The organism is Methylomonas rosea (genome assembly GCF_024505055.1).
GTDB classification, from domain to species: Bacteria; Pseudomonadota; Gammaproteobacteria; order Methylococcales; family Methylomonadaceae; genus Methylomonas; species Methylomonas rosea.
This window is the reverse complement of the sequence record NZ_JANIBL010000007.1, coordinates 85,842-102,058: the sequence shown is the minus strand read 5'-3', so window position 1 is coordinate 102,058 and position 16,217 is coordinate 85,842. Positions and strand designations below refer to the sequence as shown.

The 16,217-nt window shown below is 53.9% G+C and carries 12 protein-coding genes; 7 read left to right on the top strand and 5 right to left on the bottom strand.

Going from position 1 to position 16,217, the window contains the following annotated elements; genetic code table 11:
* Window positions 1–328 precede the first annotated feature (328 nt).
* Together NP589_RS03865 and NP589_RS03860 are read right to left on the bottom strand one after the other, a co-directional pair.
* On the bottom strand, window positions 329–1,813 hold the full coding sequence (locus tag NP589_RS03865) for a hypothetical protein (RefSeq protein ID WP_256605791.1): 1,485 nt from the start codon (window positions 1,811–1,813) through the stop codon (window positions 329–331).
* A 519-nt stretch (window positions 1,814–2,332) separates the two neighbouring features.
* Window positions 2,333–2,734: a hypothetical protein gene (locus NP589_RS03860; RefSeq protein ID WP_064007427.1), complete on the bottom strand. Its 402-nt coding sequence runs from the start codon at window positions 2,732–2,734 to the stop codon at window positions 2,333–2,335.
* Between the two features lie 331 nt (window positions 2,735–3,065).
* Between NP589_RS03860 and NP589_RS03855 the strand changes: the two genes are divergently transcribed.
* From NP589_RS03855 to NP589_RS03825, 7 genes are all read left to right on the top strand, one after another.
* Window positions 3,066–3,452, top strand: coding sequence for a hypothetical protein (locus NP589_RS03855; protein WP_256605790.1), 387 nt, complete (start codon window positions 3,066–3,068; stop codon window positions 3,450–3,452).
* Between the two features lie 434 nt (window positions 3,453–3,886).
* Complete coding sequence (gene ftsH, locus NP589_RS03850; protein WP_256605789.1) at window positions 3,887–5,782, top strand: ATP-dependent zinc metalloprotease FtsH; 1,896 nt, start codon at window positions 3,887–3,889, stop codon at window positions 5,780–5,782.
* Between the two features lie 381 nt (window positions 5,783–6,163).
* A complete protein-coding gene (locus tag NP589_RS03845; RefSeq protein ID WP_256605788.1) occupies window positions 6,164–7,648 on the top strand; it encodes a TolC family protein in 1,485 nt (494 codons plus the stop codon).
* Between the two features lie 141 nt (window positions 7,649–7,789).
* Complete coding sequence (locus tag NP589_RS03840) at window positions 7,790–8,260, top strand: MarR family winged helix-turn-helix transcriptional regulator (protein ID WP_256605787.1); 471 nt, start codon at window positions 7,790–7,792, stop codon at window positions 8,258–8,260.
* Between the two features lie 168 nt (window positions 8,261–8,428).
* Window positions 8,429–8,692, top strand: a complete 264-nt coding sequence (locus NP589_RS03835) for a YtcA family lipoprotein (protein WP_064035306.1) — start codon at window positions 8,429–8,431, stop codon at window positions 8,690–8,692.
* A gap of 15 nt (window positions 8,693–8,707) precedes the next feature.
* Window positions 8,708–9,865: an HlyD family secretion protein gene (locus NP589_RS03830; protein ID WP_256605786.1), complete on the top strand. Its 1,158-nt coding sequence runs from the start codon at window positions 8,708–8,710 to the stop codon at window positions 9,863–9,865.
* Window positions 9,862–12,129: an FUSC family protein gene (locus NP589_RS03825; protein WP_256605785.1), complete on the top strand. Its 2,268-nt coding sequence runs from the start codon at window positions 9,862–9,864 to the stop codon at window positions 12,127–12,129. The genes NP589_RS03830 and NP589_RS03825 overlap by 4 nt, the downstream gene beginning before the upstream one ends.
* Before the next feature lie 36 nt (window positions 12,130–12,165).
* Here the strand turns inward: NP589_RS03825 and NP589_RS03820 are convergent, their stop codons facing one another.
* The 3 genes from NP589_RS03820 to NP589_RS03810 are packed head-to-tail and all read right to left on the bottom strand — an operon-like array spanning window position 12,166 to window position 16,154.
* On the bottom strand, window positions 12,166–13,293 hold the full coding sequence (locus tag NP589_RS03820) for a HupE/UreJ family protein (protein WP_256605784.1): 1,128 nt from the start codon (window positions 13,291–13,293) through the stop codon (window positions 12,166–12,168).
* Window positions 13,290–14,465, bottom strand: coding sequence for a tetratricopeptide repeat protein (locus NP589_RS03815; RefSeq protein ID WP_256605783.1), 1,176 nt, complete (start codon window positions 14,463–14,465; stop codon window positions 13,290–13,292). The genes NP589_RS03820 and NP589_RS03815 overlap by 4 nt, the downstream gene beginning before the upstream one ends.
* A 60-nt stretch (window positions 14,466–14,525) precedes the next feature.
* Window positions 14,526–16,154 carry a DUF4331 domain-containing protein gene (locus tag NP589_RS03810; RefSeq protein WP_256605782.1) on the bottom strand — a complete coding sequence of 543 codons (1,629 nt, stop codon included), beginning with the start codon at window positions 16,152–16,154 and terminating at the stop codon, window positions 14,526–14,528.
* Between the last annotated feature and the right edge of the window lie 63 nt (window positions 16,155–16,217).

Below are 16,217 nucleotides of genomic sequence, written 5' to 3'. Positions count from 1 at the left end.
TTAAATACAGAACCATACGTACATGACGGGCGGTAATGCGGCGGGATTTTCCGTGAAATAACTCATGCACAAAGTTATTTGCCGCAACTTATCCTGGATATAAAAAACCTGATTGGCAAGAATCTTCAGTTAGACGTCATGCCCGCTATTATGCCCTTTGGCTATCTCAATGGGGATTACGGACATTTTTGGTTTAGCTGAAGCAAGCGGAAGAGGTCGAGCGCAACGGCGGATGCCAAAGCGTTTGCTTGCGCTCGTGGTAGGTGAATTGAAGTGTTGATGAAGTATGCTTGTGCAGCGATTCCTTAAATCAGCAAGCTTCAGTGTTTCATCGTTTGCGGCGAACCACCCAGCCAAGCCCGCCTAGTGCGGAAAAGAACAAGTAAAACGCGCCCGGTAAGGGTACCGGGGCGGATTGCAGCGGACTCATATGCCAGGCCAATGCGTAATCCCAACTGAACGAACTGGCTTCGCCGGACTTGACCCGCAATTCGTAGTGGTGACCGGTGACCAAACTAAGCCACAGGTTCTCGCTGTTGTCGACACTGCTTGCCGAGAATGCGGCGATGTTTTGCGCCGTGGCATCGAACAACTCCAGATTCAGATCGTGTAAGGTGGTTGTCAGATTGAGGTCGTTCGATACCCCAAGATTCCATACCAAAGACGCCTGCAAATTCAAATCCGCTGCGGCGGCGAACTTATACGTCGCCAGACTATTGCTAGCCAAGCCGCCGAATTCAGTATCGACATCAAAGCCGGCCAAGCCGATGCCGTTCGGGTTGCCGCCATCTTCCAGGCTATCTTGTTCGCCGCCGGCGATGATTTGGTAACTATGCAAAATATTCAGTTGGCCGGCGCCGAATCTATCGTCCAGGCCATTCAGGGTTTGATGCCCGCTGCTGCGGTAATCGACGATATTGTCTGTAGTTGAAGTATTCTGCGTCGCTCTGTCGGCACCCGCCAGCAACGCGGCTTTAACGGTTTCGCCGCGCTCGGCGTTATAAACCGTTCCGACGCCTTCAATATCAATATATCCCTGCGATAGATTGGCCGCGCCCTTGTGGCCGGTCTCGACCAATAACGCGGCAGCAGCGGCTACTATGGGAGTGGCTCCACTGGTGGTGGTTTGCGGTGCCACTACATCAGGACGCGCCCGTCCCGCTGTATATAAGGAATCCACCGCATCGGACCCTCTATCTTGTCTGCCATCCGTACGGCCCACCGCAATCGTGTTGTAAGCGCTACCCAATAAGGGCGAATCGCTAAGGCCATTATTCATACCGACCACCTGGATGAATTCGTTGCGCTGCACTTGCCGGTCCACAAAGCGCAAAATCATCGCCGTTTCCGACACGCTGTCGCCTTTGCCTATCCAGCTATGGTTCGCAACCCGGCTGGCGTTGACGGGAGCCAACGCGGTTGGACTAATCAGACTTTCGATCCAGGCGTTGGCATCATAACTGGCGATATTGTCTATGCCGTTAGCAATAGAATCCTTACCGTAAAATCTGGCACCGACGCTGTCAGCATGTGCCGATGGCGAGGTACTGGCTTTTTTTCCCGGAAAACTGAACGTCTTACCGGCAAATTGAGCTTTAAGAATATCCGGCGCGTAGATGGGATAATCAGGGTGATCTCTCGATTCGACTACTGACGCTTCGGCGTGCACCACATTGACACCGTCACCGGTCGGTACGTTTGCACCCAATTGAATTAGCAAGGCTTGATAACCAATATCGGTTTTGTAATCGGCAGCGGCGGCGGATGCCCAAAACAGCATCGGAAACAGATAAAACCCAGGCTTTGTAATCATTTTTATCACCTTATTAATCTCTTGAAGTGCGCTTAACTCTATCTAGCCGTTCCGAAAATTACCGCGCGGCAACCGGGAAAGAACCGATAGTCCGGATCGTGGCTGGCCCAGGATGGGGCGTTACTCTGAGCGCGTCTAACGTCCCAGCACTGTATCTGCCGCTTAATCGCAACTATAGACCAGATACCGAGTCTTGCCGGATGCTCGTCCATGGTTGAGTTTGGCGATTATGGAAGTCTTGAAGGGTTAAGGCGCTGAGGCATTCCCGCCAGCGAATCCCATGTAGGAATGGACTCCCGCCTGTGCGGGAGCGACGATATTTGAGGGCCAAGTTAAAAATAGACCAGGCAAACCGAAAAGTTTTGCGAATATTTTTAGAAAGCAATCATGCGGAGAACCTGGTTGCATTCAAAAGGCTTTCTAACTATGCAAACCTGGAGGTCTTGCGGCCCCTTGCAGTTTATTAGCACAGGGGCCCAGATAGGAAAAAACCTCGGGTGAAAACCGAGATTTAAGCGATCAATGAATGCGAATCAAATAGCCGTCGGTTTTTTCACAACCGGGTTTGCTGTGTGCGGTAATGCTCAACCGCGCGAAACCACCTTCTATAGGTCTATCCACTTTGCCCTTTATCTCCAAGCGGCCGCTGGGTTGTTGAGTAATTTGCAGTTGTTTAGAGGTGAAATGATATTTGGTTTCGCCGGCACTGACATTAACCACAACCGAAGTCGGCGTGGTGTTGGCGGAAGCCATCAACGAAAACTCGCTAAACGATTGCAGGTATTTATTGGTTGCCGGTTGAAACTCCGAAAACACCGGTTTATCGCAGTGCTGCGAACTCTGACTGCTGCCATACGCATGCGCAGCAGTGCCGCTCAAACTTAACAAAGTGGCGGCAGCAATTTTTAGTAGCGTGGTCATTATTTTCTCCGAGGCGTGGTTATAAGAATAGTTATCCCCTTAGCTTACCAATAAATCACGGAATTGCTGGCGATCAATTCAATCCAGCACGTGCCTTCGTACCAATTCTCACCGTTACGATTATGCATATTCAATTAAAAAGTGTGATGAAAAACACACAAGTAGTTCTGATGAAAACAATTTAAGTTCTAATAAGAACCATAATCTGATAGACTTTACCCACACTAACAATTGAAACGAAGCTCTCGAAACAAAAGTTCGTTTTGATCCTGAAGTGCCGCAGCCCAACGCTCTATCGATTTATTTTTTCTTGTTTACTGAGGCTAACATCATGACGTCATTTAAAAAATCCATATCTTTCTTCGTAGCAATCACCTTTATCAGTGCGCTGTGTTTTCCTGTCTCCGCGGCCACTTTTAGCCACGAAGAAGTAAGAGCCGCCCTGGAAAGCACCATTTCCAAAGTCAAAGCGTCCATCTCCGCAGTGGAAAACGGCGCGGACAAGGAAACCGTAACCGAGCTGGTCAGCAATGCCAAACAACAGCAAAAAGACATCGAGAACAACGATCTCGAAGTCAAACGCCAACATGCCGGCAAACGTCTGAATACCGCATGGAAAGCAGCGCGCGGCGGCGATTTGCAGTTGGCCGGCGAATCGTTGAAAGAAGCTTTGAGCCGCTACGAGGAAATGCACAATCTTTATGTTTCCAGCCATTAAGCCGTAAACACAGACCGGTTGAGCTATGTATCAACGGACCGCATCGGCGCACAAAATAGGGGCGTTTTGTGTGCATATTGGACATAAGGCTTGAACATTACAGGGTCCAAGCCTTGTGTAAATACTCCCTTTTACGACCTGCATTGTCGATAACACCGGCACATTTGATGCGCGTGTGCCGGCCTTGGACCTATGTTCCAAGCGTTTTCTTACCTCCGAAAAGAAAAACGCGACAGTTAACTTGTTCGCCAACTGGCGAAGCGGTGATGCGGGTCTTTTTATATCGAATTAATGGCGCAAAAATTGCTGATTTTCTTATGTCGAACCAGTGCGCTCTTCTCGCCTGGCTTGATGTGGAAAACGTCCGTGCACAAACCCAAGTCTTGCCCAAGCGTATCACTTGAACCTTGCATCCTAAACAGGAGATCGCAATCATGAAAAAGCTCTTAATCGCCCTGTCCGTAACGATTGGAATCGCTATCGCAATATTCGCGGCATTCAATCCCAGGCTATCTGCTTACAACTCGCAAAACGACATTTCCTATTCCGATTTCATCAAGGATGTGCGCAGCAAGTCCGTGGCCGAAGTGGTGATAGACGGCAAATCTATCGATGGCCGCCGCCATAACGGCACGCGCTTTGCCACATACAATCCTGGCGATGCGCGGATCATAGACGATCTATTGGAGTATGACGTCAAGATCAAAGTCGAAAGACCCGAAACCCAGTCAACCCTAACGCAACTCTTATTCTCTTGGGCTCCCACCTTGCTGTTGATCGGGGTATTAATCTATTTCATGCGTAAGCAGCAACAGGGTGCCGGCGCGCAAAACGGCTTTGGTAAAAGCCGGGCCAAATTAATGACCGAAGATCAGGTCAAGGTGCGTTTCAACGATGTGGCCGGTGCCGAGGAAGCCAAACAGGACGTCGCTGAAATGGTCGACTTCCTGAAAGATCCGGGCAAATACGAAGCCTTGGGCGGTAAAATTCCGCGCGGCGTGTTGATGGTGGGGCCTCCCGGTACCGGTAAAACGTTATTGGCGCGGGCCATTGCCGGAGAGGCCGGAGTGCCGTTCTTCTCGATCTCGGGTTCCGACTTTGTGGAAATGTTTGTCGGCGTGGGCGCCTCCAGGGTGCGCGATATGTTTGAACAAGCTAAAAAACGCGCGCCCTGCATTATCTTCATCGACGAAATCGACGCGGTCGGCCGCCAGCGCAGCAGCGGCGGCAATATCGGTGGCGGCGAAGAACGCGAACAAACCCTTAACCAATTATTGGTGGAAATGGACGGCTTTAGCGGCAACGAAGGCATCATTGTCATTGCGGCAACCAACCGCGTCGATGTACTGGACAAAGCTTTACTAAGACCGGGCCGCTTCGATCGCCAGGTGCAGATCGGCTTGCCGGACATTAAAGGCCGCGAGCAAATTCTCAAAGTCCACGCCACCCGCGTGCCCTTGGCCGACGATGTCAACATCACCGATCTGGCGCGCGGCACACCGGGTTTCTCCGGCGCAGAACTCGCCAATCTGATTAACGAAGGCGCCCTATTCGCTGCCCGCAACAATCAGCGGGAAGTGACGATGCACGACCTGGACAGCGCCCGTGACAAAGCCATCATGGGCGCCGAGAAACGCACCATGATCATGAGTCGCGAGGATTTGTTAATGACTGCTTACCATGAAGCCGGCCACGCCATCGTTGGCCGTTTGGTGCCGGAGCACGACCCGGTTTATAAAGTCAGTATCATGCCGCGCGGCGGCGCGCTGGGCATCACCATGTTTCTGCCGGAACACGACCAATACAGTGCCTGCAAAGATAAACTGGAGGGCCAGATTTCCAGCCTGTTCGGCGGACGGATTGCCGAAGCCTTAATTTACGGCAAAAACAAAGTCACCACCGGCGCCTCCAACGATATACAACGCGCTACTCAATTGGCGCGCAATATGGTCACCAAATGGGGCTTATCCGATCGTCTGGGCCCGATGGATTGCGGCGACAACGACAGCGGCTTTATGGGTTCGACCAAACCGATGTCCGAGCAAATGGCGCGCCTGATTGATCATGAAATAAGACAAACCTTGGCGAATAACTACCGGCGCGCCGAGGCCATTCTCAAAGCTCATATGGAGATTCTGCACAACATGGCGCAAGCCTTACTGGATTGGGAGACCCTGGATAAATATCAGATCGACGAGTTGATGCAAGGCCGCATGATAGCGCCGCCCAAGGCTGTCGAGCCGGCAAAACGGCACTACGACAACGGCAAATTGCCCAGGCCGACGGCTGAAACTGTACCTCCCATCGGCAAGATACCGGCTTTGTCCTAATCTAAAGGCCAGATATATCTCCCACACTGCAAATTTCGGCACATCCGTTCCCACGCCCTCCGGGTGAGGGAATCAAAAAACCGAAATTTGCCGTGCGATGACTGGATAAAACAGTCACCGCATGAATCAACTGTTGCTCGCAGGCCCCGAATAAATGATAGAGTTCGGGGCCGAAGAATAGATTAATGACTAGGGGATTTTTTCCAAATTCGAGTGATTCGACTACCCAATAAAAGCTTGAATAAATTTGTTTTATTAACCCGGCCCTTAAATTCCCTGGATTCGTCATTCCCGAGAAGGAGGGAATCCAGTATAGCCCCTGGACTCCCGCCTTCGCGGGAGCGACGATATTTACGGGCCGGGTTAATAACTTCGGCAGCATTGCCCTATTTGGTGCCAGCCTATCGTAGCGGGACGATTGCAGCATTGATATTGTTGACCGCCTGCACCGTGCCGAAACCTCTACCGCTTGCAGAACATACCACGCCAACCCCTGCCCGGTCGGCTGTGTCCTGGCACGCTTATCAAGCCCAAAACCGCCCCCCAGCGCCGGATACATCCAGTTCTCCAACTGAAGGTGCCGGAATCGATACCAAGCAAACCTACGATTTGCCGGCCTTGGTGGATTTGGCCCTGCACACGCATCCGGAAACCCGGGTTAGCTGGGAAGAAGCAAAAGCGGCCGCCGCTCGCCTGGAAAGAAATCGCAGCAGCTGGTATCCAACCCTGACGGCAATGGCATTCGGCCAGCATTTTACCAGTAGCTTTCCCATCCCCGGCAGCGCGCTGGTCAGCAACGGTTACGCGGCTCTCGCCAGTCTGGATTTGGCATGGACCTTATTCGATTTCGGCCGCCGGGAAGCGCTGGTCGATGCCGGCACACAGAGGCTGAGCGCCGCTAATTTTGCCTTCGACCGTAAACACCAGGAAATTGCCTATCGGGTGGCCAGCAGTTTTTTTGTTTATCAGGCCGCCTTGGCCAAGGTGACGGCGGCGCAGCAAACTTTTGAGTCGGCGAAAACCAACGCCGACTCGGTTCAAGCCAAACTCAAACAAGGCTTGGCAACCAAACCCGACTTGTTGCTGGCACTGCAAGAGCAGGCAAAATCCAGTTATGACCTGCAAGATGCGCGCGGCTCGGTCACGCAGACCCGTGCCGATCTGACGACGAGCCTGGGGATTTCACCGGCTTACAGCCTGCAACTGGTTGACCTGAACAAGCTACCGTTGCCTGCGGAACTGGCGCAATCGGTGGAAAAAATTGTCGATCAGGCCTTGGAGCAGCGCCCCGATTTACTGGCGCGCCTTGCTGAATTGCGTGCCCGCGAAGCGGACGTTAAAAAAGCCAGAGCGGAATTCTGGCCGAAAGTGTCGCTACGTGGCATGGTGGGTAATCAATACTGGGGCAATGTGCATACCAAACCATCGGGCGGCGAAAATTATTCAGCCAACGCCATGGTCGATACAGCCATGTTAAACGTGGAATGGACCTTGTTCGACGGCTTTGAACGCAGCAATGCCGTACGGGAAGCGGAGGCCAAAAGGTCGGCGTCCCAAGCCCAGCTGGAGGCATTGCGTCTGGAAATCATGCGCGACATCTGGAAAGCCTACGCCGACACCAAAACCGCGCTGGAAAAACGCGAGTTTGCCTTGGCGCTTTTAAAAGCCGCCGAGGAATCCTATGCCGCCACCCAAGAGTCTTACACACACGGCTTTTCGACGGTAATCGAGCTGTTATCGGCGCAGAAAGATCTGGCGCGTGCCCGCTTTACCGAAATCGATAGTCGGGCGACTTTATTACGCTCCGCCGCAACGCTGGTTTATGTGTCAGGCGAGCAAAATCCGGAAGTGTCGGATGATCATTAAATGACCGCCTTTCATGCCGGCCAGTCAGCATTTCTATTACAACACAGCCAATACCAGCCAACCGATTCACCAGGTTTTTCTTGAGCGTGAATAGGCTTATAGCTATTATCGAATTCTAATTAGAACAATTATTTTTACATTATGTCCTCCGACTCTACATTTCCAACAGTTTTGCGCCAGTTGCTCCGCACCCACCAGGCCTTTTTGTCTTATGCGGCCAGGCACGTGCACCGGCTCGAATTAACCTTGCCGCAATACGATGTGATCATTACGCTGGGCAAAACCGCCGGCATGCAGCCCAAAAAACTTGGCGAGGAAACCCTGATTACCAAAGGCACGCTCACCGGCGTTGTCAGCCGCTTGGAGGATAAGGGGCTGGTGGAAAGGTCGGCCTCAAAAAAAGACGGCCGCAGCCAGATCATCCGCTTGACCGAGGCGGGCCGCGCCGTTTACGAACAAACTTTCCCCGAGCATCTGACCCATATCGGCCGCCTGTTCGACGACTATGCACCCGAGGAAATCTCTAAGCTGGAGGCGGATTTACAGAGGTTGCATGAAGCGGTCATCACCGCGCGCGGCGATCATATTGAACAAGTCGATGATGAATTCTAACGAGTACCGAAATGTTCATACGTTTGAGATGAAGCGCACAATGATCACTGGGCGATTACTTAGGTGGGCCTCTAAAACTCCTTCTCCCCCCGGGAGAAGGTTGGGATGAGGGAATTAAAATCAATTACTTACCCCCCTCAGCCTAGCCCTCTCCCGGAGGGCGAGGGAATGTTTAGAGGTTCCCTTAAAACGTTTTTACTGGCGAGCCTCTCGATTTTCCTGACCGCTTGCGATCCGATGTTGAGCCTGGAAGGTTCGTTCTGGCCGGCCTGGATTATCTGCATCCTCAGCGGGCTGGCGGCCAGCATGCTGTTGATGTGGCAATTGGTGCATTACCGCCTAGCACCCCATTTGGGGCCACCGCTGCTGATCGCGCCCAGCCTGTGGGCCTTATGCACCTTTATCATCTGGCTGGTGTTTTATGCAGCGTAACAGCGGCGGTGCCTGATGGAAAATAGTCAAAACGATAGCCGAGGCTTAAGCCTGAAAAACCGGATATTGCTTGGCCGAGCCATAGGCATAGCCATCGTGCTGGGTGCGTTGGCGACCGGCTCTGCGGTGTGGCATATCAACTATCAAAATCCACGCACCAACGACGCGATGGTGCGGGCCAACATCGTCGGCATCGCCCCGGAAGTCAGCGGCCGCATCGTGGAACTGCATGTCGAAGACAATCAGTATGTCAAACAAGGTGATTTGCTGTACGTGATCGACCCTCGTCCTTATCAGGCCAGGTTGGACAAAGCCAAGGCTGAATTGCTGCTCGCGGAAAAAGATGTCGATTCCCGGCGCGCTTCCAGCGGTTCCGCCGAAATTGCCATCGAACGCCTGGAACACCAGCGTGCCGCCGCCAACGCCGAAGTGAAAAAAATCGAGGCGGAAGACGAGTATTTGCATAACTATCTGGAGCGCCTGGAACCCTTGGCGGATAAGCAATATGTCACCACCGATCAGCTGAAACAGGCGCGCTCGCGCTATGCGGCGTCGCGCGCCGAGTTGGCGGATGCGAAAGCTAAGGAGCTGTCGGCTCGCAGTGCCATAGAGGAAGCCAAAAGCGATAGCCGCCGGGCGGTATCGTTAATCGCCCAGGTCGGCGACGTCAACGCCCGCATCGAAGCGGCCAGAGCCATGGTCACCGCCGCCGAACTCGATCTGGAATACTGTTATGTGCGCGCGCCGTTTAATGCTTACGTCACTAATTTGAATACCCGCGAAGGCGAATATGCCAAGGCCGGCGCGCAAATGTTTGCCTTGGTGGACGACCGCCACTGGTATGTGATCGCCGACTTTAAGGAAACCTATTTGCGCTCGATTAAACCCGGCCAGGAGGCCGAAGTGTTTCTACTCGCTTATCCGGGCAAACGCTATCGCGGCGTGGTCACCGGTATCGGCTGGGCCAATTCGCCGGACAATATCAAGCAGCAAGGCGTGTTGCCGGAAGTCGAGCGCACGCTGAACTGGGTGATTCTGGCTTCGCGTTTTCCGGTGCGGATCGAGATCGCGGAGCGCGACCCCGCCCATCCGCTACGCATGGGCATGACCGCGTTTGTCACGGTGCGGGAAGCAAGTGCCGAGGGAGCCGGCAAAGCCCTGCCGCCGTCATGACCAGCGGCGACAGCCGGCCTGGTTCAAACTCGCTGCCAAAACCCGGCCGGCTTTGGTTTGGCAACAGCCTGGGGCAATTTCTCAAAGCAGAACTCAAAGACTCGCCGGCGCGTCGTGTGGCCGCCCTGCGCTTGTTCATCGTCACACTAACTATTGCGCTCGTCAGCCAAACCCTGCATATCCCACCCTTGGGAGCAATTTCCATATTGATTTGCTTAAGCTACGACGCTTACGCCAATGCCGGCCAATCCCTGGCGTTTGGAATGCGCCAGCTCGGCTATTTGATCGTCACGACCTTGGTATCGGTATTGGCGCTGATGTTGGCTGGTAACGACCCTTGGTTACTGCTGCCGCTGTCGTTCGTTATATTGGCTTTGTCCCTGTTTCACGCCCGCCTGATCGCCTGGCCCACGGGCATTGCTTTATGGTATTCGGTGGCGGTGCTGTACAGCCCCAGCACGCCCGATGAAAATATTTATCACGCTTTATGGAACATCCCGATCATAGGCGTACTCGCGCTGGGAACATGGACGGTGGTGCATCTGACCATCAAACCCCAAGATCCGCTGAAACTGTTAAAAACGGAGATCGCCACACAATTGGCGGCGGTGGAATACATTTTCAGTGCGCGTCTGGCCGATGCCGGTGCGTATAGCCCCAGGCCGGAAGCAGCCCTGCACGCCGCTGCCGGCAGCCTCGGCAAGTTGCTGGGATTGCTGGCCAACGCCGAATTGATCCATCCGGCGTTGCACGAGCGCCACCAGACTTATCGGGCGCTGCTGCTGGAAATAGACGGTTTGCGGCAGTTGGCGGACTGGCTCAATCAGGTACTAGCCGCGGAATATAGAGCCCAGCCGCTGACGCCGGAAAAACTGCATGTCTATCGGGCTTTACAAAGCGCCTGCGCCCAACTGCGGTATGGTCTGGCGGAATCGCGCGATGTGTCCGGGGAAATTACAAGCTTGTTACGCGACGATGTATTGCAAAACTATGCGCGGGAAACCAATCCCTCGCTATTAACCGCCCTGTGGCGGGCTCTGCAACGGATTGCCGGCTTGACGCATGATTTGCATCAACCGATAGCCGCCGCAGATAGTAAAAATATCAACGCTGAATCCGATGACAACCCGGACCATAGCTGGCTGCCGGCCTGGTTTGCTTACGAATTTTGGGCAACGCATGCCGACAGCGTGCAATTTGGCATCAAATTCTCCCTGGGCGCGATCCTGTGCATGCTGATTGTGGAAAGCCTGGGCTGGCCGGACATCAACACCGCCATTCCCACCTGTCTGGTCGCGGCACAAACCAGTCTCGGCGCCGACTATCGGCTTTCGTTATTGCGGGTGTCGGGGGCTGCCGTCGGTGGGATCTGCGCTTACTTTTATGTAATGGTCTTTCAATCTCAGCTCGATACCATCGTCGGCTTTGCGTTTGCAACAGCGCCATTCTGGGCGTTGGCGGCCTGGATTACCGCCGGTAGCGAACGCATCGCCTATCTGGGCCGGCAGCTTGGTTTTTCGTTTGCGCTGTTTGTACTGCATGATTTTGGCCAAGTCACCGACCTATATCTGCCGCGCGACCGGGTCATCGGTATTTTGCTCGGACTCATCGTGATGGGCGTTATCGATTACGCGCTGTGGCCGCGGCGCTCGATTGCACTGGCCCGCCACCACGGCGTAGCGGCGTTAAGCACCCTCGCGAATTTCACCAGCCGCTTACCCGATGTCAGCCACTTGCTGACTTACACCTTACCGCTGCGTTTGTCGGCGGAAAAAGAGCTGGCCGCCGCGCAAGACTTGTTGGCTCACGCGGTATTGGAACCCGATGCGCGCTTGGCCGAGAAAGTGCATGAACGGGCCGCGCTGAGGGCAGTTGTCAAGAATGCCAGCCATTTATCCGGCTTGCTGCAAGTCCGGAAGCGTTACCGCTTACTCAGCGGCCAACGCTTCAGTCATTTTCCCGATGAACTGCAACAACTCAGCCGGGCGTTCGATGCCGAGCTGGCAAACGCCCTGGAATATGCGGCAAGCCTTCTGCAAGGCGAACAAGCCGGCAACCGGAGCGAGCTTGCCAAGCACCAAGCGGATCTACAGCAAAGCTATAGCGATCATCATCGTATCGACAATCTGGCCGACGATCTGGCGGTGGAATGGGAACTACGCTTTATGCTGGACCAGCAAATCGTCGAGCTGATAGCTCACATCGAAAAAACAGCGCTGGCTGCCGTGTCATATCCTCAAAAATCCGCTCCGAATATTGAATAAAACAACTTTAACTCGGTTGAAGCAAGACCGGGTAATTCAAAAGATGTTCATCTGAAAATCCAGACTCCGTTCCGCTAACCAGACCAATGCCACGGTAACGATAGAAACGGAACCTGTTTTCATCACTAGTAGCGGATAATACCGGTAGCGGCTAAAGCCGACTATCAAAGGCAAAACCACGCCGACAATCGCCAACTGCCCAGCTTCCACACCCAAATTAAAGCCCAATAGCGGTAACATCCGCTGCGTGTCCGGCAAGCCCATGTCCAGCAACACGCTGGCGATGCCCATGCCGTGGATCAAGCCGAAAGCAAAGGCAAACCAGGTGCGGCGTTTTACCAAGACCGGATAAATATTATTCAGCGCCGCCAACACCACGGAAGCGGCGATAGCCGACTCCACCCAGCGAGACGGCAGTGAGATGTAGTGCAACACGGTCAGACTCAGGGTCAGCGAATGCGCCAGCGTAAAGGCTGTGACTACGCCCAGCACGTCGAAAAATACCGGCTTAAAGCCGGATTTTGGCTGCCACTCAGCGTTATTCCAGATTAAAGCCGCCGGCAACAACAGGCTTAGCAAAAATAGCATATGGTCAAAGCCTATCCAGATGTGCCAAATGCCTTCATAGGCAAAATCAGCCAGTGTCCGCCAAGACGATTGATCCTTGTTTAATGGAAAATAGTTTTGTTGGCGGTCTGGGCTAAAGATGAATGTTTCGGTAAGGCCTTGGTGGATAAGGCTTAACAGCCCGCGATGCTGCGGGTCGAGATCGAAAAATAAGCGGTAAGACATCGACAACGACGCGGAGCCAGGTGGGCAGCTGGCCTGAAAATTTAATACCGCGTAATGGCCGTCGCTGTGTTCGTCCACCAGTAAGTCCGCCGCTTGCAGCACGCAGACTTGTTTGCCCCTGGTCATTTCCAAACGACTCAGCGCATAGGCATAAACGACTTCCCGACTATTTCGCAATTCCGCCCAGGTGATATTGCCGTCGTCGTTTGCATCCAGGCCCAAAGCATAATCTAGGTCGCGCAAGGCAATATCCCATTGCCCGGTGATTTGCTGGTCGTCGGCACTTAAAGTCAAGTAGCTATCGCTGGGTTTATGAGCCAAGGTGTTAAAACTCGCCACCAGCAGCCAGATCGTTACTATCAGCCTTTTCATACCCTGCCCCTAATCTGTTCGAGTAAGATTTGCAACCGCGCATCCTGCAGTTTGGAGTGTGCTAAAAATGTCAGTAACGGCTGAAGTGCTTGTTGAGTTCTGCCGCTGGCCACCGCCGCTTCGAGCAATATGCGCGCGTCGCGCGGCTCGCGCTGCACGGCCCAATTGGTTTGCGCCAGCGCCAACGCCGGTTCCGGCTGGTTTAACAGATGCAGTAAAAAGCGCGCCTCGTCGCCTTGATGACTGGTATCGCCGCGCATGCGGCTGGCGGCAAACCGGGCTGACAGTGCGTCGATGTGCGCAGTGGCAGTTGGCAGCTGTAATGCTTTTTCGGCTAAAGTCAGACGCAGTAACAAGCCGTCGGCGCGTGTATCGTTAGCTAACAATTCCACCACGTCTTGGAAACGATTCCGGTCCAATAAATAATCGGTATAGGTAGCCAACAGATAACCGTTGCGGCGCTGCACTTGCAGCGCTTGCTGGTAATAGTGTTCGGCCGCATCAGTATTACCCATGCGCTCAGCCATTTCCGCCAGTGTCGTCAACGCCCATTGTTTGTCCGGCGGTGCAGCGCTTTGCGCGGCTGTTGTTGCTTGTGCCAACTGACGATAGGCCGCATCGAGCTGGCCGGAAACGCTCAGCGTCGAATTAACGCAAACTTGGCCGATCAGTGGCTCGGCTAATTTCAGCAGCGGTAAACAACTGTTAAGCGCGTCGGCGTATTGACCCTGCACTTCCAAAATCGCGGCTCGGGTCAACCAAGCTTGCGCCACGCGCGGCTGAAGAGCCAAGGCCCGGTTCAAATACGCCAAGGCCGAGGAAAATTCATGGCGATTTTGAAACAAGGTGGCTCGCAAAGTTAGCACCTCGGCACTCGGTTGCGCGAGCGCCAGCCAAGGTGTCAAAGCGGCTTCCGCGTAGCCGAAATAACGCGGGTCAGATTCGGCGCGGCCCAATTCGATATAACGCCTGACTAAAGCTAAAGCCGGTTCCACGTCATTGGGCTGAGCCGCGACTTGCTTGCGCAAGTAACGAACTTCCAGCCAACTCTCACCCCTGGCCGGCAGGACTTCCAAGACTTCATCATCGGTCTTAGGCAAATAAGGTTGCGCACCCACGTCACTAAATACTGCTACAGACATCAATAAACCTAAACTAAGCCAGCGCTTCATTGGCTCCTCCTTTGGATGTTTATCAGACAGGGGGCGAGCACAGCCGCCCCCTTCCCTCTTCTAATTATTCGGACAACTACCCACAGCCAAGGAAACAGCATCGAAGCAACCTGATTCGCCTGGATCGACATGGCGACTTTGCCGACCGCTATTGGCAAAAGCCACATACGGAAACACTTCCTGATAGGTTCTATCGTTAGCGTTGACGCCGTCGGCAACCCGGTTATTCGGGAAGCTGTTAAAGGCCGGATTCAAAACCCCAACCACCGCTTGCGCGGCTATATCGGTGACGTCGTCAGACACCCGCCGCCCATTAGGAAAACCGGCAGTATCGCCAGCCAGAAAAGCCATGCGTTTCCGCGCGCTTAAAGGCGTCGGGCCGATGCCGGTGTTTAAGCGCAGCAAATCCGCCACCGGCCCGCGCTGGGCGGGAGAACAGCCGGGACAAATCGGCGCTGCATAAAACACCAAGGGGCCTAGATCTAAACTGGGGTTAGCCGGATTCACGCGCGGCGGTGTCGGAATGGGTACCGCACCGCCGTAAGCGGCATTGATGACTCTAGCTAACAATGGATCCAGCACATAGCCGGCAAAATTGGCGTCGTCCTTGGGCTCGCTCATGCTGAACTTGTCTTTATCGCCGGTACCGATCAATACTTCATTGATCAACGGGTTACCCATGCGCTGAATCTGCACATAGGCGTTGGCGAGTTTAGGCTTGCCGCCGGGTCTGTCGGCATAGGCTTTGGTGCGTGGCCGCGAGGTGGTGGCGTAGGTACCGATTACCGCCAAAGCTTCGCCGGCGCTATGTTGCTTGCCGTCTTGGGTGAGCAGCGCAATCGGTAATTCGATGGCAATGGCATTGACGTTAAAGCCGGCCACATCGTCAGGCGCGAAGTTTTTGGTTTCCGCGACATGTTGATCCTCGGAAAATACCCCCGGCACACCAGCGCCGGACGCAGCAGCGCGAAAATTAAACGTATCGAAAGTGGCGCCTAAATCGATATAAAACGGATCGTCAACGGTACCGGCAAACACGCTAACCCCGCCGCCTAAGTCGTAAATGCCTTGACTGGCTAGACTCTGATAGTTGGGCATGGTGCGCGGCCCGACGTTAGAGGGCACCGCATAGAGCTTTTGCTGATTGGTCAGATCGATGACTTGCCGATTGGCGCCCTTACCTTTAATGAGCGTGACGGTATAACTCTGCCGCAATCCCAAGCCCTCCGAGCCGGGGCCATCCAGTGCGGTAATGGCCGGCGGCACGATCAAACTGCCTGGAGCTACTGGGCTAGGCGAATTGGCCGGTGCGACGATGCCAGTACCGGCGCCGACAAAGCCGGTAAACACGCCGGGCAAACGGTTTTCGGTTTTAAATCGAAACTGCAGGGTAATGTCTTCGTCGGCGTCGAAATTATTATCCACTTTCATTTCATACAAAATTTCCGGATCGAACGGAAAATAATTCGGGCCGTTGCTGGGTTCCAGAAGAGGATCGACATTCAGGATCATCGTCACTTTGCTGGGATCGTTGTAACTGACAAAGGCGTACCAATCGGTGATGTCGGCTTTGGTATCGAGTGCGGTTAAGGGCGCTTCGCGGTGGTTGGCGGCCTGAGCTGGTTGCATGGCTGTCAGCGCGATGCATAGCGCCAGCGGCCAGCGTGTGTGGTTAACTGGAGTTTTCATAGCTTTGCTTCCTATAAAAGATAAACGCGCAGTTCGGGTGACTGCATGGTTAATACGGGCTGA

Excerpts from the sequence above, each read along its gene's own strand:
- NP589_RS03830 (WP_256605786.1), top strand. The coding sequence starts at position 8,708 with ATGGAAAATAGTCAAAACGATAGCCGAGGCTTAAGCCTGAAAAACCGG.
- NP589_RS03810 (WP_256605782.1), bottom strand. The coding sequence starts at position 16,154 with ATGAAAACTCCAGTTAACCACACACGCTGGCCGCTGGCGCTATGCATC.
- NP589_RS03825 (WP_256605785.1), top strand. The coding sequence starts at position 9,862 with ATGACCAGCGGCGACAGCCGGCCTGGTTCAAACTCGCTGCCAAAACCC.
- NP589_RS03855 (WP_256605790.1), top strand. The coding sequence starts at position 3,066 with ATGACGTCATTTAAAAAATCCATATCTTTCTTCGTAGCAATCACCTTT.
- ftsH (WP_256605789.1), top strand. The coding sequence starts at position 3,887 with ATGAAAAAGCTCTTAATCGCCCTGTCCGTAACGATTGGAATCGCTATC.
- NP589_RS03860 (WP_064007427.1), bottom strand. The coding sequence starts at position 2,734 with ATGACCACGCTACTAAAAATTGCTGCCGCCACTTTGTTAAGTTTGAGC.
- NP589_RS03820 (WP_256605784.1), bottom strand. The coding sequence starts at position 13,293 with ATGAAAAGGCTGATAGTAACGATCTGGCTGCTGGTGGCGAGTTTTAAC.
- NP589_RS03865 (WP_256605791.1), bottom strand. The coding sequence starts at position 1,813 with ATGATTACAAAGCCTGGGTTTTATCTGTTTCCGATGCTGTTTTGGGCA.
- NP589_RS03835 (WP_064035306.1), top strand. The coding sequence starts at position 8,429 with ATGTTTAGAGGTTCCCTTAAAACGTTTTTACTGGCGAGCCTCTCGATT.
- NP589_RS03815 (WP_256605783.1), bottom strand. The coding sequence starts at position 14,465 with ATGAAGCGCTGGCTTAGTTTAGGTTTATTGATGTCTGTAGCAGTATTT.
- NP589_RS03840 (WP_256605787.1), top strand. The coding sequence starts at position 7,790 with ATGTCCTCCGACTCTACATTTCCAACAGTTTTGCGCCAGTTGCTCCGC.